This window comes from Ruegeria sp. AH3 (assembly GCF_056536265.1).
In genome coordinates this window covers 79,050-97,997 of record NZ_JBQFJL010000001.1, presented here as the reverse complement: position 1 = coordinate 97,997, position 18,948 = coordinate 79,050, and the positions used below count along the sequence as shown (strand labels likewise).

Here is an 18,948-nt window from a genome sequence, read left to right as displayed (position 1 = left end):
TCAAGGTAAGGATATTGCGAGACATTGGAAGCTGAACTATCCTGCGAGAACCTCTGCTTCTAGAATGCGTGGTAGCCGGAAAGAAGCGATTTTTCATTCTTGATGTGACGTGCGATCAATTGCTTTTGCAGCTTCGCGGATGGGATTGGGCGTGCGGGTTTCGGGGCGTATTCGAATTCGGCAAGTTCAGGAAAGATGCTCAGGATTTCTGAACGTGCCTCCGTACTGATAGCCTTGAGCACCTCGGGTCCGGTAAACAGGCTTTCCGACGGTGCGCCCTCGGCATAGATCACCTCGTGTTGATCAAAAAGAAGGTGAAAATACTCGACGCTATCCACATCTTGATCGACGAAAATACCGGGCAGAGCAGTTAAATTGACCGCAGGCACCAAAACCTCGGAAATCCCAAACATACGCTCGACAATCTTTGAAGACACCAACATCCGGTGCTGTCGAGACACAACAAGATCACGTCGGGGCAAGCCGTTACCCAAGGCTCCAGCACTGATACGAACCGGACGCAACTTGGGGTTTGCAACTAGTCCCGAAGCAGAAATTCCGCGACGAAACACGCGCAGCAGCGTAGCAAAACCGGCTCCCTCATTCGTGGGATCAAAAACTTCGACCTGATCGCCGGCTTTTAGATCCTCGACTACCTTTTGACCGTCTCTTAAGCGAACATTCGTTCCGCCGACGAAACACGGAACAAAGTCGGGAACAGGCAAATTCACGATTGGGCTCGCAAACGCTCCTTCACCCAGCGCCGTGATCGTAAGCAATGTGTCGAGGGGTGGGATATCTCCTATGAAGCCGATGAAGAACCCTTGTTCGGCTCCGCCGCCGAACGCATTGTTGCCGCTGGAATCATAGTCGAAAACGCCAATCGTATAGGTGTTGGTGCCATCTGTGACTTCGTAATTATAATCCCAAGCAATTGCATTCCCCAGATAGGTTTGCGTGATGTCATCGGGGACCTCATTGGTTACTCCATCTCCCTCGATGATGTTAGGGTCAACGCCATCAGTGATGGTGATCGTACTGTATGAGGAGATCTGAAATGTGGTACCAACACCGCCGAATTGGGCCTGAGCCGTGGTCAGCGTCGTATCCGTCCGAAATGCACCGAAGATATTTGCCATAACCCTTGTTCAGGCCAGTTCTTCGCCGCGATTACCTAAGCAGCTTGAACCCACCCGCCTGACCTCAATTTGCTGTCTGCACATTTCCGCGCGAAGACATCTATAGTGTAACGGTTTGCGCAACATTTGCGAATTATTCAATTTTTAGCCTGCTCTCTATTCGCAATCAACATCCGTGCGTGTTCGTCGTTATCCAGCGGCTGTATTTCTCAGCCAGTCTGAAAACGCTGTGCTATCAGGAAGATCAGAGGCCCGTCAGATCAAGCCGAACTTGAGTACTGAGGGCGGGTAATCGCCAGAGACCTCTGCACACGCCCCAACAATTTGACACCAAGCGGCAACGGGGCTTTGCACAACTCTTTCAAGCGCGCAAGGAATTGCGGTGCCTTCGAAAGCGGTCCATTTCAGCCATTTGAACAAAACAAAATTTGAGATGACTGCTTCCGCCGAGTGACCTCCGTGCACTACGCAAAATTGGACGGTTAAGACCCTTCGCAAACCAGCGGGAAGGCACCGATATCTGGTATCGTGAGCGTGCCCACGGTGACGGAATCATCACCTTCAACGGCTGTTATCAATCGAACCGAGGCAACGATCCGGCTGTACTCGGGATCGGCGAAGTCGATTACGGTATGCATATCGACATCGGCCCCCTGCGCCACGATGATTGGTATCGCGCCTTCGACCTCTGATAGGCTCCAGTGTTTGCCGTCTGCGTGTATGGTCGCACTCACGACTGCGAGACCAGGGACAGTTCCCAATCCGACACCAACAACTGTGCCCGATCCATCAGGGGCTTCGCAATACAACTCAACAGTTGCGAATGCCGAGGTTGCCGAGAGGAGCGCAAAGAGCCCTAGTGCAATAGTCCTGATCATGAACATTCCCTTTTGTTCGCAATCCAGTCAAATTATATCTTAGGTTCAATGTTCTCAACAAGCATGTCTCAAAGCGGGTCAAAGGCACGGAAACGCTGGCATGCGCAGACCACTACGTTGCCCCAAATCATTGGCATCGCCCGGCTGGAACTTGACTGATTCCGATAAGAGTTTGCACAACCGAGCGGACATTCAACTTCTGCGCAGCAACCGAAGCATAAATGTCCCAGACTAAGATGTGGTCGGCCCGTTGCAGACATTCGGCGCGTATCCGAAGTTTTGTGCTAAGAGCGCTCTGCAGAAATTCGAGTGGGCGCGAATTCTGAAACCGTTTGGCATTCATGCAGACAGATGGATGTTATTTGAACAATTCTATCTTTCCACGGGATCCAAGTAGGGAGCTACAGTCGATCGGTTTTTTCAGAGCATGGATGTGATCAATTTGCATCATTCAACAGACCGCTCAGAAATTCGTTAATATATCATTAATCGGAACATCAAAAAGCCATCATTTTTTTGCCGCTAACAAATACGCGGAGGTTTCCGCGCAAAAAAAGTTGCGGTGGTTTCCAGACCACTCTTAAGGGGTGAACAAGATGTTTCGAGTAAGCGGTTTGAACCGCAAAGCGCGCCGTCGTGCAGCAGCACTTTCTAAAGTACAGACGAACAAATACCATCAAGGAAAATCCGCTGCATATCGCGCTTTCGCCGCTCCAGTTACAGCCGGTGCGATAGGTCTTGGCGCATCGATTGGAGTGGCAACTCCTTTGGTTGCGCAAACGGTTGTTCCTCCGCCAAATGGTCCTTGTACTGTTGCGGGTGTCCTCGCCACCTGTACGGGAGATGTTTCAACGGGTGTTCAGGCAAACGGGCCAACGCTCGAAACGCTCAATATCAATAACGTGACAGCTCCGGGAATTGCACCAGGCGGTGGTACAGACGGCGTGGCTTTCAGCACACCAACAGGTAACGCAACCCTTAACGTCCAGACGAATGGAACCGGAGGCATTGTCACGACGGGGAACGGCGCCGATGGGCTTGTTGTGGATGCAGACGGCGACGGGGATGTTTCGATCACATCGACGGGCGACATTGCAACCGACGGACGTCGATCCTTTGGAATTCGATCCGACCTTGAGGGTGACGGTGCAATTTCGGTTAACTCGACGGGCAATATAACGACATCCGGACGCAGCAGAAGCGCCGGTATCGGCGCTACTCAACAAGGTGGTGATGGCGATGTGTCAGTGGTTTCAGCGGGTCGTATAAGCACATCGGGCAGCCGTTCAGACGGAATTTACGCCAATCAGGACGGTGGAGACGGCGTGGTATCGGTCAGCTCAGCGGGCGACATCAGCACAGCTGGAAATCGATCAACAGGCATCACCGCGCTTCAGAGTGGCGGCGAAGGGGATGTCTCGGTGGTCTCGGATGGCAATATCTCGACGGCCGGAAACAACTCTGGCGGTGTACTTGGACAGCAAAGCGATGACGATGGCGATATCGCGATCCAATCGACCGGAAATATTACTACAGAAGGAAACAACGCGAACGCCATCTTGGCGCGTCAAAATGGCGGCGATGGGGATATCACGGTTGAATCCGAGGGCAACCTCTCGACTACCGGAAACAACGCTCGTGGGATCTTTGCCCGGCAAGACGACGGTGACGGCGATATCACGATCCGCTCGACCGGAAATATCACGACAGAAGGCAACAACGCTGATGGCATATTTGCCCGCCAAAGGGGCGGAGACGGAGATATCAGCGTCACTTCGTCGGGCAATATTTCGTCCGCAAGGGACAGCATCCGCGCGCTTGTGACCAATGATGGCGACATTAACATTACAAACCGGGGCGATGTCAGCGGTGAAGCAGCGGGCGATGGTATCAACGCAATAGTGAATGGCGCGGGTGATGTCGTCATCGACAGCATCGGGGATATTACTGGCAGAGAATACGGGATCTACGGCGCGGCCAATGGAACAGGCAACGTAACCATCAATTCCAATGGCAACATTTCTGCTGACGAAGAACATGCGATCTTTGCTGACGCGGAGGACGGGAATGTGACCGTCAATGTGACGGGCGACGTCCAATCGCGCGACAGCGATGCGATTGATGTGGAAACCGGCAGCCCCGGAGGCGTGATTGACGTCACTGTGGTGGGCAATATCACTGGCGGTGCAATCGGAATTGACGCTGATGCCGAGGATTCCGGTGATATCACCATTCAGGTCACAGGTGATATCCGCGCCGGTTCGGATGACGGCATCGAAGCCGAAGTTGACGGTGATGGCGACGTCTCGATCACGATGAACGGTGATATCGAAGCAAGCGAGCACGGGATCCGCAGCTTTGTTGCTGGTGACGGAAACATCTCGGTTGAAGCGTCGGGTGACATAGCGGCTGAAAGCATTGATGGCATCAACGCTGAAATAGACGGAAACGGTGATATAACCATTACGGCAACCGGTACCATTAATGCCGAAGTTGACGGAATCTTCGCCCATGTGACAGAGAATGGCAACATAAGCCTAACAAACGCTGCATCCATAACCGCAAGAAACGACGAGGGAATTGACGCCGAAATCTTCGGAGATGGCGATGTCTTCATTAGAAACTCGGGGCGGATAACCTCTCGCGAAGACGATGCGATCGAAGTGGATGTCGAGGGAAGCGGCGACGTCAGCATTGTGAACTCTGCCCGGCTTACCGCCGATTCCGACGCGATCGATATCGAACTAAACGGTGACGGCGATGCTCGTGTAACCAACAGCGGAGCGTTGCGTTCGCTGGACAATAACGGGATAGAAGTGGACGTGGACGGAGCCGGTTCGATCACCATTGTGAACACCGGAAGTATTGATGCGTTCGAATACGGTATCGAGATCGAAGATCGTGATAACAATGCCGCCGCAACCATCACAAACTCGGCCCGTATCACCAGTCGCGAAGGCTTTTCCATCGTATATGGCGGCGACGGGAACGACACGTTGAATCTCGAGCCCGGCTCGATTCTGAACGGTTCGGTCGATTTCGGCAATGGCAACGATGGCATGGGGGGCACGAACCCGAATGACATCGACACGTTGAACTTTGCGCACGGGATGAATGCGGTTGTCAATTTTGCTGATGCATCGGGTGACGACAATGACCTCGCGTCCGCCCCTGAAGTCGTCAATTTTGGAGGGGCCGGCGTTTTGGCCAACAACGGCCTCACGGCGGTATCGGTAGATACGACAGGATTTGCGGCCCAAGGTACCTTCATCAGCGATCTGACAGACGCAGTATTCAACACGATTGAAACCGCCAGCCCCTATGCGTCCGGGTCATCGGACGGTCAGGTCAGCAGAAACCTGGGTCCTTTCGGGTATGTCGAACAGGATAACGGTCCATATGTCTGGGCTACGGCCTTTGGCGGAGATCGCGATGTTGAAGAAGACGGTTCAAATCTTGGGTTCAGCCATCGTATGTACGGTTTCGTAGTTGGAGCCGAAACGAATGAACTCATCGATAATAGCGATTTTGGTGTTCTTGTCGGATATGACAACAGCCATATCTCGCTCGATCAAGACGCAGGCGATACCGATATCAGGTCATATTTTGGGGGCGTTTACCTCGAAAGGGACTACGGACGATACAGCATCAACGCGGCGCTTCTTGCTGGCGTAACCGACAATGAAGCGACCCGAAACGTTGATGGCGGCGAATCGAAAGGCGATTTTGACGGCACGTTCGTTTCGCCATCGCTCTCGATCTCGGCACCCATCAACGCCTTGCCAATTCCTGCCTTCTTCAGTGCACGCGCAAGCTATGTCTTCCTGAAACTTGATGAGTATACCGAAACAGGAACCGCGTATCCGCTGACGGTCGAGGATCGGAACGTTTCGATCTTCAACACGAGGGTGCAAATGAACTTGCCCCGCCTCTACGAGGCCGCAAATGGATCGAGCACCTACGTGAACTGGGCCGTTGGAGTAGATGCATCTTTCGATGCAGGATCCGACGATGTGGACGCAATCGTGGCAGCGACACCCTTTTCTTTCGTAGCTTCCACAGAAGATGCAGCTGCAGGGTTTCTTGGCTTTACGCTTGAACATACATCTGCAGATGGAAACCGATCGATAGGCTTCAGCGGCGAGTTTCAATCAACCTTTGGTGGTGGATCCAGCGTTGTCGGAGAACTCACAGCTTCCATAAGGTTCTGAAACAACGAATGGCCGTATTGCTTAATCAAATGTTGGTTCTTAACAGCCTCTTCAAACTGACTGCCTGAACATGGGAGCGCCTGTTTAGTTTCGTCACGCATGTCCAAGCCATCTCCGCTTACGAAATCACAAGGATTCTTTGTATCTTAGAATCCAGCCGTAGACGTCGCCCGCGAAGGTCGGCTTTCGCATGCGCTACCGGATAGGTTTGCAACTGCAGCGACGTCCACTTTCCACCCGTATCAACGCCTGATAATGTCTTCAGCCCAGCGAAATCTCAATCGTTTGTCCCTGTCAGACTTGCGAACGGCCCCGGAAGAAAAGCCGCATATAGACGACCCCGAAAGGGTCAAAATCGCCTTGAACATGAGGACATGATCGGAACGCATCGGATTTCTTCCCTCTCAAACAGCAACATTTAATTGATTGCTAGAATCGGCCTAACAGACGCGATTCTCACAGGTCAACAGCTTAAGTTTTCATCTCAGAAGGCACCGCTATCCAGATCTCCACCGAACAACTGGATGGCGTTGATTCACTTCGTTTCCCTCAGGCAGAAACCCGCCTACAGATTAGTGTTAAAAGTCAATTTAGATATTAACTTTCAATATCTTACGGGATGCCTTTTAAAATCAATATAAATCAACCGCTAGCCTGAAAGATGCTATTCTTTGCGAAAATTTCATGCCTGAGAACCTTGATGATTTATCCGATTTCGAATGACGTGGTTTCGAATTAACAGCATAGGTTGTTGACAGCTGATCTGAGCCAAAATTAAGGAAAACCAACCAAGCTTCAGTTGGCGGACTTTCGCCAATTCACCGGTCGCTTTTTGTGGTTGATCCATAAGTTCGGCCAACGGGGGCGGCGCTCAAAACAAAACAAAAGCAAAAGAACAGTGCCTTGAGGCTTTCGCTGATACAGACTTTTTAAAGTCCGAAGCTGCGATTGCACAAGACCAATAGGTCTTTTGGCAAACCTGTGAGAATTGACGGGAGGTAGCGCTCAAAACCTACTTTCTTAGAAACGCTCATTCACTTTTTCTCGGGAAAATCCCTGCTGTCTTCTGCAGTAGCTTTATCACCTGCTTGCGTTCATCTGCCGACAGGTCTGCGAGAACATCGTCATTCACCTGTTTCACGATCCGAGGCAGTTCCGACGCCTTCTTGCGACCTGCTTCCGTCAGATAGATCAGAAACGATCTTCGGCTGTTGGGGTCAGGGCGACGCTCTGCAAAACCGGCTTCAACTAGTGCGTCGACATTCCGACTGGTAAAATACTCAGGGAAATTCAACTTCTGACCGAGTGATCGCTGGTTGATGCCGTCTTCATCTGCCAACAACATCAGGTTGGCGAAGATTTTGATGTCAACGTCCACCTCCTGCAGCGCAAGCTTCATTTTCGTATCTATGTCGCGCGCAAGCGTTTGGATCAGGAAGCCGAAACTCCCTTCCCGAATGTGCTTTGTACTTTTGATCTGCGTCATCAGGAATGCACCCCTGATCATGGCAATAACCCCGAAGCTTGCAGCGTACAAGTGTTGCATATGTTTTGCATTTACAATTCTTGTATCTGCAAGTATTGCGATTACAAGTCAAGCATACCTTTGAGTCGAACTTTTCGAAAGGCTTTCGCCATGACCAGAAAACTGGCCGCCCTGTCACTTTGCATATTCTTCGCCAATCCAATGACTGCCACCGCAGAAGAAAACGAGGGTCGCAGGCTTGCGGAACTTGCCTTTGCCTCCGTTGACAGCGCAGATCGCGGGTTCATCGACATGGGCGAGTTCACCAATTTCGGAACGGATGTGTTTGTCTCGATGGACAGTGATGACAGCGGCAAGATTTCTCTCGAAGAGTATTTAGCCTGGGACTACGGCATGGCATCTGTTGCGGAAGACCGTGACCGGGTCGATGCTTATGAGACCGCTCTGAGGATCGTCTTTGCCTTCCGCGACCGGAACGGAAACGGAGAGATCAGCAAGACAGAACATCGCCAGTCGATGAATTTTGATTTCCAGCGCGCAGACCTGAACGGTGACGCCATCCTGACAGAGCGGGAGTTCCTTGACGGGTTTCCTGTAATGGTGGCCCTGCGTGCCGCCCTTGATCTCGATCTTTGATTAGTTGAACCGTTAGAGGGAGTAGATGACATGCTCAAACGGCACGGTATTTTTGCGATCATTGGTCTGATTGCGCTGTTTGTGGTCCTGCATCTGGGCTTTTCGCCGGAGGAGCACAGTTCGAGAACAACAGGCACGACACTGCTGGGTGGTATCGCCTTTCTTTTGATGACATGTTCGATCGTCCTGTCCACGCGCGCGTCCATATTCGAGGACTGGTTCGGTGGGTTGGACCGGATGTATCAGGTGCATCGTATTGTGGGCGTTTTGGCCGCCTTGTTTGCGCTGGTACATTTCTTCGGCGTCCCAAAAGCACTGCCGGAGGGGGCGAACCCGGCCGTAAACGCGCTGGTCCCATCAGCCCCACTGGGCATGTTGAGCCTGATCTTTCTGGTGATCGGGCTCTTCATCGCACTGAACCGCAAGATCCGCTATTCCTTCTGGCGGCCCACGCACAAGATCATGGGACTGGTCTATATTCTCGTGTTTGGTCACTTCTTCACAGCGCCGCCCGTCTTTGTTGCTCAATTCAGCGCCTCTGGCCTTATGCTTCTGGCGGCCGGGATCGTGGGCATCCTCTCTATGCTTTACTCGGTGTTTGGCATGAACCGGCGCACGGCTGTTCCCTTCAGCATCGAGGTGGTGAACCCATTGGAACGGGCAACTGAGGTTGTGTTGAAGCCAGCCAGTCAGTCTCTGGAATTCAAACCAGGTCAGTTCGCCTTTGTTGAAATCTCTGGCAAAGGTTGGAGCGAACCGCATCCCTTTACGATTTCCAGCGCGCCCGGCGAAGACCGTTTGCGCTTTACCATGAAGGTGCTGGGAGACTGGACCAGGAAGGTCCGCGAAGAGTTACAGCCCGGTGTGGATGTAAAGGTACGCGGACCGTATGGCCGATTTGATGCGGCAAATGCGGGAGACAAACAAATCTGGTTGGCAGGCGGCATCGGCCTGACACCGTTCCTGTCAAAAATCCGTGCAATGCAACCCGATGACAAACGTCATGTTCATCTCGTTTATGCCGCGCGCGAAGCTCAGGACGCGATCTTTCTGGACGAACTCAAGGAGCACGCCGCGCGATTAAGCAACGTCACTCTGGTGCCGTTGTTCTCAGATGAGGGCAATTTTGCCCGCGTCGATATGATGAAGCAGAAACTACCCGATCCGTTGGACAGCTATGAGTATTTCATGTGCGGCCCCAAACCCATGGTCGACGGGATCATGAAGGACCTCAAGGCGGAAGGCGTGCCCCGCCACAAAATCCACACCGAGGCTTTTGAGTTCCGATAACGCATAGTTGCAGGCAGACCTATCATGAAAAAGCTTTTCTCCTTCATCGCCGAGATCGGCACCATCATGTATGTGGGCGGTATCCTGTCTCACATTGTGATTGGCGCGATCAACGCACACCCGACGCCCGAAACCGCAGCGCTCATCTATGATTATAAACTGCAGAGTGCCTACATCCTGATCCTGCCGGGTCTGGGTCTGAAGATCCTGATCGACCTGATCCTTTTCTTTGGGTTCAACGAACGCGCCTGGTGGATGCGGATCAAGTTGGCGATGACGGCTTTCCTGACCATCAATGCTTTTGTGTTCCTGGTGCCGATGATGCCCCAGCTTCTGGACCTGGCGCAGGCGTCAATCCCGGAAGACACGCTCAGCGAGGCCTTCATCACGCTGGAAAACAGAGAAAAACTGGTTGGGATGTCGAACGTGATACCGCTGATCACGGAAATGCTCATGGGGGCCTTCAAACCGCGACTCTCCAAAGCGGAACGCGCCCAAACCGCCGGGGTTGCTTGAGGCCGCAGCCGGCCACCTTACACCGACACGTCTGACATGAGGAATGGTCTACCATGAATCTTCGTCCCTTGCTTTTCCTGCCTCCAATCGCTCTTGGCGTGGGTGGCTTCATGTGGATGACCCGTCCAGACGAAACGGCCCAGACACCTCCGGCGGAGACGGTGACCGCCGTGCGTGCCATGACACTGACACCCACCGAAGCCGTGCCTTCTGCGTCCGGGTATGGCCGGGTTGTCGCCGAAGACACCTGGCAGGCCATCTCGCAGGTACAAGGGCGGGCGGTTTTTGTTGACGACAATCTGACGGTTGGCAGTGTTTTGCCGGCGGGCACAGAGATCATTCGCATTGACCCGCGCGATTATGAGATCGGCCTGTCCCGTGCGAGCGCTGCTCGAGACACAGCGCAAGCGGCATTGGATGAGCTAGAGGCAACAGAAGCCAACACCAAAGCCTCCATCGCGCTCGAAAGCCGGATCAAAGACGTGCGACAGGCCGAGTTGTCACGGCAGGAAACCTTGTTGCAACGCGGAAGCGCGTCGCAGGCCGTTGTGGACACAGCCATCCGGGATCTGCTGTCGCAGGAAAAGCTGGTTCTGAATCTTGAAAATGCATTGAGGCTGCTGCCAGCACAGCGCGCCTCCTTCGAAGCGACAATTAACACGCGCGTTGTGGAGATCGAAGAAGCACAGCGCGCATTGGCGAACACGTCCGTCAAGACTCCCCTCATTGGACGCGTGGTCGCCAAATCGGTGTCACTGGGGCAATTCATCCGCCTCGGTGACACCCTTGCCACACTTGAAAGCACCGCAGCCTCAGAAGTTACTGCGGAATTCCAAACACGGGTGCTGGGCAACCTGTTTACCGTTCTGGATGGCATCCGCCCTTTGGAGGCGAACCCCGACCTCGATCTGGCCGATGCCTTCGCCCTACTCAAAAGGTTTGACCTGCGCGCAGAGGTGGTGATGTCGACCAGTAGCGAGGAGTATGTCTGGCCCGCTGAGCTTGTCCGTTTTGATGGCAGCGCAGATCCAACCACCGGGACTGTTGGGCTGGTGGTCCGGATCGAGAACCCCGGTGGACCTGATCCGGACCGGCGCGGACCGCCATTGACTAATGGCATGTTTGTAGAGGTACGCTTATCAGCGCCGGAACCCGTCACCGCGCTGCGCCTGCCCCGATCAGCCATTCACGCCGACGGTGATGGTAGCTTTGTCTATACTGTTAATGATCAGTCGCGGCTGGAGCGACGCTCAATTGAGACTGGCTCCGCACAGGGTGGCTTTGTGGTCATTCTTTCCGGGTTGATGCCCGGTGATCAGATCGTTCTTTCCGATCCAAAACCAGCCGTCGTCGGAATGCTCCTTGAGCCACTGGACACCGAGACAGGTCAGGGCTCATGATCCGGTATTTTGCGCATCACCCGATTGCCGCAAACCTGGTTTTGCTCGCGGTTTGCTTTGTGGGCATCTCGTCCCTGCTGCAAATGGAGCGCGAAAGCTTTCCCGAGTTCACGGCGAGCGAAGTCGCTGTGTCTGTCGAATACCCCGGTGCCTCGGCCAGCGATGTAGACGAACAGGTTTGCCTTGTTCTTGATGATGCCCTCGGTGCGGTGAACGATCTGGAAGACTTTGAATGCCTGTCCGTGGAAAATCTGGCTACTGCAACGCTGACGATGGCAGAAAGCGGCGACATCGGTCAGTTCTACAACGACATTTCTTCTGAAGTCTCCAGCATCAATGACCTGCCCGATGAGGCAGAGCTCCCCTCAGTTTCAATCCTTGGTCAAACAGAGGTTATCGCATCCATCGCCGTCTCCGGGATCGACACGCAAAGCGCGTTGATCCAATACGCAGATGCCTTTGCGGATGATCTTGCCGCCTTGCCCATGATCGCGACCGCCGAAGTCACCGGTATTTCGGACGCGGAATATCTGATTTCCTTCGACCAGCTTGCCCTGCGCCGTTTTGGAGTTAGTCCCAAGGACGTTGCGGATGCGGTTGAGGCCCGGAGCCTACGCGCGCCGCTTGGCACCGTCTCCACCACCGGGCGCGATGTGACGTTGCGCTATTTCGATGCGCGTCGCTCGATTGATGATCTGGAAAACCTCATCCTGCTGGAAAACCCGGATGGGGGTGTGGTGCGCTTGCTGGACGTGGCCCAAGTGCGCCTGACGGAGGTGACGTCGGAACTCCAATCCTACATCGACGGTGATCGCGCGGCGATTATTCAGGTCAGCAAGACCAAGACAGACGATGCCATCAAAGCCTTTGCACAGGTTGCAGAACGGATCGCCTTAGAAGAAGCAAGATTTCCAGACCCGTTTCGCATCTCAGTTGTGAACAACCTGACCGAGACCGTGGAGACCCGGATCAACCTCGTTCTCGGCAATGCGGTTCAAAGCCTCTTGTTGGTGGTTCTGGTCATGTGCCTGTTCTTTTCCTTGTCCGAGGCGATCTGGATTTCCTTCTCGCTGCCGTTTTCCTTCCTGGGCGGCGTTTTTCTTATGAGCCTAGTTGGGGTCACGATCAATACCATCTCATTGATCGGATTGCTGATGGCGATTGGCCTGATCATGGATGACAGCATTGTCATCGCCGACAATATCGCAAAATGGCGGCGCAAGCTCGGGCCAAAGGAGGCGGCCGTCAAAGGCGCGACGGAGGTGATGCCCGGCGTCATCTCGTCGTTCCTGACCACGGCCTGTGTTTTTGGGCCTCTAATGTTTCTGTCCGGAGAGACCGGCAAGGTCCTTCAGGTCATCCCGATTGTGCTGCTGCTGACCATGATCACCAGCCTGGTTGAAGCCTTTCTCATCCTGCCTAATCATATGAGCCATACGCAAACCGATCCTGAGAAGAACGCCCAGCGGGCAGTGCCGAGATGGCTCGATCATATCAGGGACCGCATCATCATCCCTTCGGCAGCTGCTTTGCTGCGATGGCGCTATGCCACTTTGGGCTCGGTCTTCGCGATCCTGATCCTGAGCATCGGGTTTCTGGCATCCGGTTTGGTCAAGGTGGTCGGGTTTCCAGAGACCGAGGGCGATACTGTTGAGGTCCGGTTTGCATTGTCTTCCGGCCTGCCCATTGAGCGAACCCGAGACACCGTTGACCAGATTATGGCTGGGCTCGAAAGGGTCGACGCAGACCTCACGCCCAACACCGAAGAAGGGCAGCCGTTGGTTGAGCGTGTTCTGGTGCAGTATTCGGTCAATCAGGACGTCAAGGATAACGGGTCCTACACCGCGACGGTCACTGCAGATCTGTTGGAAAGTGATCTCCGGAATATCAGCGCCAATGAAGTTTTGGCATATTGGAAACAGGCAACCGGCCCGATGCCGGATATCGTGCAGATCAACTTTACCCAGATTGCAGCGGGCCCCGGTGGGGATGATCTGGATGTGGAGCTCACCTCACGAGATCTGGAGGTCTTGGAAGCAGCTAGCAATGCCCTTCTGGAAAAGCTGATCCTGCGAGACGATGTAACCGAGGCGTATCAGGATTTTGCAAAGGGCCGCACAGAAATCCGACTCTCACTAACCGAATTCGGATATGTCAGCGGCCTGACACCACAAGCGGTAGCAGGACAACTCCGCGCGGCCTTTTCCGGAACAGAAACCGACAGCTTCCGCCAGCAAAACTCAGAGGTTAGCGTGCGCGTCGAGTTGGGGGACACCGTACCAACGCTTGCGGATCTGGAGCAATTCCCCATCACAATCGCCGGGGGGCAGCAGGTGGCTCTGGCCTCCGTTGCCGAGATTGAGCTGACAGGGGCTTATGCGCAGATCACCCGCAAGAATGGTCAGGCAGTATCCCGCATCATCGGAAAGATCGACCGATCGGCCACCACCTCGACGGCCATTTCGGCACTGATCACCGAAGAAATCGGGCCAAAGTTGCAGACGCAGTATCCCAGCGTGAGCATCGGGATCGGCGGCGCGACGGAAGAGCAGCAAAAAACACAGTCTTCGATTTCCAATGCCCTGCTCATGGGACTTGTGGGCGTTTACCTGATCCTTGCCTTCCAGTTCCGCAGCTACACGCTGCCCTTCATGGTGATGCTGAGCATCCCATTCGCCCTGATCGGCACGATCCTGGGCCACTATGCGATGGGCCTCGACATATCCATGCCCAGCTTCATCGGCTTTGCCTCCCTCGCTGGGATTGTGGTCAACAACGCCATTTTGTTTTTGACCTTCTTTGAGGCAGAGATCGAAGGGAATGACTATCTGACCGCTGCTGTCGAAGCCGTGCGGCATCGGTTTCGGCCGGTCATTCTGTCCTTTGCCACCACCTTTGCGGGCCTCTTGCCCATGTTGTTCGAAACCAGCCCGCAGGCCCAGGTTCTCGTTCCGCTTGTCGCTGCAGTGGCCTTTGGCTTGCTGGCGTCAACGCTTTTGGTGATCTTTGTATTCCCTAGCATTCTCGGCATTTACTTCGACTTCGCAGACATCCGAAAGTGGTTGAAAAGCAGACTAGAGAAAGACGAGCAAGTAACCGAGTTATCCTCGCACATCGACTTAGGTCGGTGGCGCAATGGGTAACTTCCTGTTTAACTATTTCAACCTGTTTCGGGCATTGGCGGCGGCAATCTTCGACGGCCGATCCCTCCATCTTCTGGCCATGTCAGCCTCGCTGGTTGTTGTGAGCAGCACGTTTTACGTCCTTGTTGAGGGTTGGAGCATACTGGACGCCGCGTATTTCTCGGTCATCACGATGTCCACGGTTGGCTATGGAGACATCTACCCAACCACACCGGGCGGCAAGGTTTTTACGATGATATTCACCATTGCTGGCATCGGGATTTTCGTGGCCACGATCACAACCATCGCCACCATCTTTGTTAGAAACTTCAAGGTTCGGAAATAGGAGCCAAAATCGTCAAAAAAGTAGCGGATCGTTTCATACAGTTCTGGCTAGTACGTCAAGCTTTCTTGTTTGGACCAATCCAAATTTCTTCGAGCTTAAAGGTTGTCTACCGGGACCAACGTTGTCTTTCGACTATCACCTGTATGATCCTGAACCCTAAGTTCAGAAAAAGTATTTGATACCAATGTATGGACCATGCTGGTCGACGTCATAGGCAAATTCACCGGAACTCAGAGTGTCGCTATAGTCGACGCTGAAATAACGATACCCGAATGTGAGCGCAGTTTTCTCCCAGGGTTGATAGTCGAAACCAACATTTGCTCCAACCTGGAGGTCATTTCCACCGGCACCAAACCCGCCAAGTTCTAGAGACGCAATCCCAGTCCATTTCTGGTTTAGTCGCCACATTCCGCGTATGCCGGCGACTGGTTCTATCCAACCCTGATCTCCACCCAATGTAGGTGGATTTCCCGGTCCAGGGGTAGTTATGTCGATTTCTTGACGGATGGAGTTGTACCTCAGACCACCTTGGAGATCGATTGTATACCTCTGGCCGCTGCTGCCGTATTCGCCATCTAAAATACGGTAAGCCCCAAGCACACCAAACCATTTTTGACGAACGTCGACATTAACCCCGGCGCCCAAAGGGCCAGGCAGAGTGGAATCCTGTTCGATCCCCACATAATTTGCATCCACGATGAACCCAAAATCACCGCTCCATGCTTCGTACCGACCGGCTGCCGCGAAATCGAGCACATCCAGAACGTCACCAAGATCCAGATCCAGGTTTGCGGATCGTCCAGCCACGGTTGACGTTCCCGTGGTTCTTAGGGGTGTGAACAGATAGAATGAGGCTCCATGACGCCAACCGGTTTCGTCTTGACCAATCGCGGGTAGTGATTGAGCAGACACAAAAGCTGGCAGAGCCATAAGGCTTGCCGCAAGTATTATGGGGCTGCGTAGTGCGGTATGGGGCATGACTGATTCCTTTAGAAAATCGCGACTTAATAATTGAACCTAAGACCGAGCCCGGCGCCTTGGTCGTAGGGGCGATCAGCACCGATCCCGATCAATACATCTGCATAGAGCGCTACTCCGGGGCTCAGGTTCTTTCCGATCTGGAATTCTGCGGTCGCGGGCCAGGCGTCATTCTCCCAATCATAAGGCGCTTTAATATCTGCTTTGACCCAATACCCCTCACCAAATGGCTGAAGTGCAATCAGGCGCATCGCGGTTTGGCTGACATCGGTCGGTCCATTGTAAGATGCGAAATGCTGAATCAGAGGGATCAGTGTTAGCCCGGTGTTTGTGTTTGCAAAGGCGAAGCCTCCGAAAGGAGCGATTTGATCAGACCCGGTACCAATACCTTCATCGGGGTCGCCGAAATCAAGTATCCACTCCAAACCAAGCGCAGACTTGACGCTCCATGTGTCATTTAAGGGTTTTTGTGAGGGGAAGTAGATCAGCTTGAAGCTGGTCTTTTCGAACCCATCGAACCTCTCTCCGGTCGCATTCGTCGAATTGTAATGTAGCTCGTATTTTAGCTTCAGATCGGGGCGCAGCATGTATGCACCATCAATGAACATGTCCTGACGGTCCGCGCCCCCTTCCAGATCGAAATACTGATAGCGAATGTCCGTGTTGTTCACGGCAGCTAGTGGGTTAGACGCATTTTCTTCGGCTTTGGAGTTAGAAGCCATCACGAGCAACGCCGAGGTTAAGACTGCCAAATGAAGGGAGATGCGGGTCATAGTACACCTTAGGAAAATTCATGCGACCGGTTAGACGGCGGCGTCTTGGCACCGCCGTCTCGAGTTTGTCATTGCCAGCTAGAAAAGACTTCTCGGGCCAATTCGCTTTCGGGTCTGAGATTTTCAATTCCCTCATAAGGGACACCCTTGCCGAGCGGTTTGTGAGGGTGCTTTTCGATGGACTTATGGTGGCGCTTCAACATGTCCTGGAATGATGCCCCGGACCACAGCGAATACCCAACAAGCGGATGCTCTTCACGGGGATCTCGATAGACATTGAAGACCGGGGCCGCAGCACCTGGCTGACCGGGGGCTGGCAGATGCATCTTGAACTCTTGCTTCACGACCGAGCGCAAAACCGGCCCTTCATACACATAGACATAGTCGCGGCGCGAATTGCCTTCTCCCTCAAGCAATAGTGCCGTCTGGTCGATACCATCGATGACACGGTCGCGGGGAATACGGTCTGTCGCACCTGCTATACGGGCGAAGGTAGTAAAAAGGTCCGATACATGTACGATGTCGCCTGCCGCACTGCCCGCCTCGATGGCGCCGGGCCAACGAATGAAGGCATCAGTTCTCACGCCGCCTTCGAGGTGCTGTGTCTTGCCGCCGCGATAAATCAACTGATTAAGACCTGACGTTCCTTCGTAGTGGTACATCAAACCATTGTCAGCCATGATCATCACGACGGTATTATCTGCCTTGCCGGTTTCATCCAGTTTGGCCAGAACCTCGCCGATCCAGCCGTCCAGAACCTGCAGTTTATCTGCATGAAAACCACCGTTGCGAGATACGGCCTGATCCGGATAAGCAAAGTTCAGCGGATAGAGCGGCCAATATTGCATGAAGAACGGGTCGTCCTGCGAGGCAAGGCGATCCAATTGCTCTAGTGCCTGTCGCTGGTAGCGCAGGTTCATTTCTTCGTATTTAGCCTGTGTCCATTCTTCGCCCGGCGCCATGTCGACTTCGCGAGCAAGGCCGCCTGCTTCCCCTTCGACTCCGGTTACCAGACCGTAAGGCTTAAATCGCTCATCCAGCTGGAATTGGTTGGACTGACCAGAGGGATGGAAGCCAAGCATGTTGTTGGCAACCATAGCATCCCGGGTCATTAGGCTGAGTTGAACCTGCTGATGCAAGGGGAATGCGGCCCAATCAAACCCTTGGTTGTGCGGATAGGCCTGCTCAATATCACCTTGATGCCATTTCCCAACGTGCGCAGTGTTGTATCCTTCTTCTTTCAGAATCTCGGCAATCGTGACTTCTTCGGCCGCAAGGCCTTCGCCAACCAGCGCAACTTTGACCTCTTCGACGCCTGCACGCACCGGGTGACGACCGGTCAACATGGCCGTTCGTGTCGGTGTGCAAGATGGCTCAGTGTACATTCTCATCAAAGACATACCTTGCGAGGCAAAGTCATTGATGTTGGGCGTATCGAAACCGGTGACGTAGTTCATCGTCCGATTGCCCATCTGACCGAAGCTCACATCGTCGATCAAAATGTAGAGGATGTTGGGTGGCTGGCCGCCATTAGCGTCTCGGATGTCGGCAAGTTTCGCCTCAATCTCGGTGTCCTGCGCATCCCATTGCTCGCCAAACTGTGCGCGAAGGAACTCAAACTCTCCATCATGGATAACGGGCGCATCTTGGGCTAAACCCGAGCCGGCCATCAGCACCATGGCTGAAGCATGTTTCAATAATGATCTCATCGGTATCCCTTCCCCTATGGATTACATCTTTCCTGCGCGCCGCAGCGATTGGACAATTTCATCCCGAAGACCATCTAGGGTATCGCGGATATCGCAGGCGAACTGGTACGAGTGGCTTCCCGGCTCGATGCCCATTGATTGATACTCGTCGCAAAGAAGCTGATAGTCGCGGCAGATCTCATCGAATACCGTGTCCGCACGCCGTAAGTCCGCAATTGCGGATTGGTGGTCGGGAAACAGTGTATCAAAGATGTAACCTTCCAATTTCGATGGCTCGTTCGATGGATCAGCAGACTGTCCTGAGTTTTCGCCGAATTCACTTCTCATAAAAGGTTTATCGGGGCATAATACGGTGTAACCAATTGCGTAACTTTCTGAAAATATGGGATTATCCAAAGACACATCTACTGCATTGAATGAGAGCGGGTCACCTGCGGCCAACGATGTGCGGGCGGCACTTCAGC

Annotated in this window: 14 protein-coding genes; 7 read left to right on the top strand and 7 right to left on the bottom strand. The window is 53.5% G+C overall.

What is annotated here, in order from left to right; genetic code table 11:
- Nucleotides 1-59: 59 nt before the first annotated feature.
- Together ACR3EM_RS00505 and ACR3EM_RS00500 are read right to left on the bottom strand one after the other, a co-directional pair.
- A complete protein-coding gene (locus ACR3EM_RS00505) occupies nucleotides 60-1,139 on the bottom strand; it encodes a Hint domain-containing protein (protein ID WP_480468868.1) in 1,080 nt (359 codons plus the stop codon).
- Nucleotides 1,140-1,621: 482 nt separating this feature from the next.
- Nucleotides 1,622-2,017: a hypothetical protein gene (locus tag ACR3EM_RS00500; protein WP_480468867.1), complete on the bottom strand. Its 396-nt coding sequence runs from the start codon at nucleotides 2,015-2,017 to the stop codon at nucleotides 1,622-1,624.
- Between the two features lie 755 nt (nucleotides 2,018-2,772).
- Between ACR3EM_RS00500 and ACR3EM_RS00495 the strand changes: the two genes are divergently transcribed.
- On the top strand, nucleotides 2,773-6,228 hold the full coding sequence (locus tag ACR3EM_RS00495; protein WP_480468866.1) for an autotransporter domain-containing protein: 3,456 nt from the start codon (nucleotides 2,773-2,775) through the stop codon (nucleotides 6,226-6,228).
- Nucleotides 6,229-7,258: 1,030 nt separating this feature from the next.
- Here the strand turns inward: ACR3EM_RS00495 and ACR3EM_RS00490 are convergent.
- Complete coding sequence (locus ACR3EM_RS00490; RefSeq protein WP_480468865.1) at nucleotides 7,259-7,714, bottom strand: MarR family winged helix-turn-helix transcriptional regulator; 456 nt, start codon at nucleotides 7,712-7,714, stop codon at nucleotides 7,259-7,261.
- Between the two features lie 150 nt (nucleotides 7,715-7,864).
- Here ACR3EM_RS00490 and ACR3EM_RS00485 point away from each other — a divergent pair, with 150 nt between their 5' ends.
- From ACR3EM_RS00485 to ACR3EM_RS00460, 6 genes are read left to right on the top strand one after another with little or no spacing between them, the layout of a single operon-like run.
- Complete coding sequence (locus ACR3EM_RS00485; RefSeq protein WP_480468864.1) at nucleotides 7,865-8,350, top strand: EF-hand domain-containing protein; 486 nt, start codon at nucleotides 7,865-7,867, stop codon at nucleotides 8,348-8,350.
- 30 nt (nucleotides 8,351-8,380) lie between these two features.
- Nucleotides 8,381-9,640: a ferredoxin reductase family protein gene (locus ACR3EM_RS00480; protein WP_480468863.1), complete on the top strand. Its 1,260-nt coding sequence runs from the start codon at nucleotides 8,381-8,383 to the stop codon at nucleotides 9,638-9,640.
- A gap of 24 nt (nucleotides 9,641-9,664) precedes the next feature.
- Nucleotides 9,665-10,156, top strand: a complete 492-nt coding sequence (locus ACR3EM_RS00475; RefSeq protein ID WP_480468862.1) for an enoyl-CoA hydratase — start codon at nucleotides 9,665-9,667, stop codon at nucleotides 10,154-10,156.
- A gap of 53 nt (nucleotides 10,157-10,209) precedes the next feature.
- Nucleotides 10,210-11,556, top strand: a complete 1,347-nt coding sequence (locus ACR3EM_RS00470) for an efflux RND transporter periplasmic adaptor subunit (protein WP_480468861.1) — start codon at nucleotides 10,210-10,212, stop codon at nucleotides 11,554-11,556.
- Nucleotides 11,553-14,699, top strand: a complete 3,147-nt coding sequence (locus tag ACR3EM_RS00465; protein WP_480468860.1) for an efflux RND transporter permease subunit — start codon at nucleotides 11,553-11,555, stop codon at nucleotides 14,697-14,699. Before ACR3EM_RS00470 ends, ACR3EM_RS00465 begins: the two co-directional genes overlap by 4 nt.
- Nucleotides 14,692-15,024: an ion channel gene (locus ACR3EM_RS00460; protein WP_480468859.1), complete on the top strand. Its 333-nt coding sequence runs from the start codon at nucleotides 14,692-14,694 to the stop codon at nucleotides 15,022-15,024. The genes ACR3EM_RS00465 and ACR3EM_RS00460 overlap by 8 nt, the downstream gene beginning before the upstream one ends.
- Nucleotides 15,025-15,186: 162 nt before the next feature.
- Here ACR3EM_RS00460 and ACR3EM_RS00455 read toward each other — a convergent pair whose 3' ends face one another.
- The 4 genes from ACR3EM_RS00455 to ACR3EM_RS00440 all read right to left on the bottom strand — a co-directional run bounded on the left by ACR3EM_RS00455 (nucleotide 15,187) and on the right by ACR3EM_RS00440 (nucleotide 18,925).
- On the bottom strand, nucleotides 15,187-16,002 hold the full coding sequence (locus ACR3EM_RS00455; protein ID WP_480468858.1) for a hypothetical protein: 816 nt from the start codon (nucleotides 16,000-16,002) through the stop codon (nucleotides 15,187-15,189).
- Between the two features lie 26 nt (nucleotides 16,003-16,028).
- Nucleotides 16,029-16,724: a hypothetical protein gene (locus ACR3EM_RS00450; protein WP_480468857.1), complete on the bottom strand. Its 696-nt coding sequence runs from the start codon at nucleotides 16,722-16,724 to the stop codon at nucleotides 16,029-16,031.
- Nucleotides 16,725-16,843: 119 nt separating this feature from the next.
- Nucleotides 16,844-18,472, bottom strand: coding sequence for a sulfatase-like hydrolase/transferase (locus tag ACR3EM_RS00445; protein ID WP_480468856.1), 1,629 nt, complete (start codon nucleotides 18,470-18,472; stop codon nucleotides 16,844-16,846).
- A 33-nt stretch (nucleotides 18,473-18,505) separates the two neighbouring features.
- Nucleotides 18,506-18,925, bottom strand: coding sequence for a hypothetical protein (locus ACR3EM_RS00440; protein ID WP_480468855.1), 420 nt, complete (start codon nucleotides 18,923-18,925; stop codon nucleotides 18,506-18,508).
- Nucleotides 18,926-18,948 lie beyond the last annotated feature (23 nt).

Coding starts and splice junctions, on each gene's coding strand:
- ACR3EM_RS00460 (WP_480468859.1), top strand. CDS start 14,692: ATGGGTAACTTCCTGTTTAACTATTTCAACCTGTTTCGGGCATTGGCG.
- ACR3EM_RS00490 (WP_480468865.1), bottom strand. CDS start 7,714: ATGACGCAGATCAAAAGTACAAAGCACATTCGGGAAGGGAGTTTCGGC.
- ACR3EM_RS00465 (WP_480468860.1), top strand. CDS start 11,553: ATGATCCGGTATTTTGCGCATCACCCGATTGCCGCAAACCTGGTTTTG.
- ACR3EM_RS00480 (WP_480468863.1), top strand. CDS start 8,381: ATGCTCAAACGGCACGGTATTTTTGCGATCATTGGTCTGATTGCGCTG.
- ACR3EM_RS00450 (WP_480468857.1), bottom strand. CDS start 16,724: ATGGCTTCTAACTCCAAAGCCGAAGAAAATGCGTCTAACCCACTAGCT.
- ACR3EM_RS00475 (WP_480468862.1), top strand. CDS start 9,665: ATGAAAAAGCTTTTCTCCTTCATCGCCGAGATCGGCACCATCATGTAT.
- ACR3EM_RS00485 (WP_480468864.1), top strand. CDS start 7,865: ATGACCAGAAAACTGGCCGCCCTGTCACTTTGCATATTCTTCGCCAAT.
- ACR3EM_RS00455 (WP_480468858.1), bottom strand. CDS start 16,002: ATGCCCCATACCGCACTACGCAGCCCCATAATACTTGCGGCAAGCCTT.
- ACR3EM_RS00500 (WP_480468867.1), bottom strand. CDS start 2,017: ATGATCAGGACTATTGCACTAGGGCTCTTTGCGCTCCTCTCGGCAACC.
- ACR3EM_RS00505 (WP_480468868.1), bottom strand. CDS start 1,139: ATGGCAAATATCTTCGGTGCATTTCGGACGGATACGACGCTGACCACG.
- ACR3EM_RS00470 (WP_480468861.1), top strand. CDS start 10,210: ATGAATCTTCGTCCCTTGCTTTTCCTGCCTCCAATCGCTCTTGGCGTG.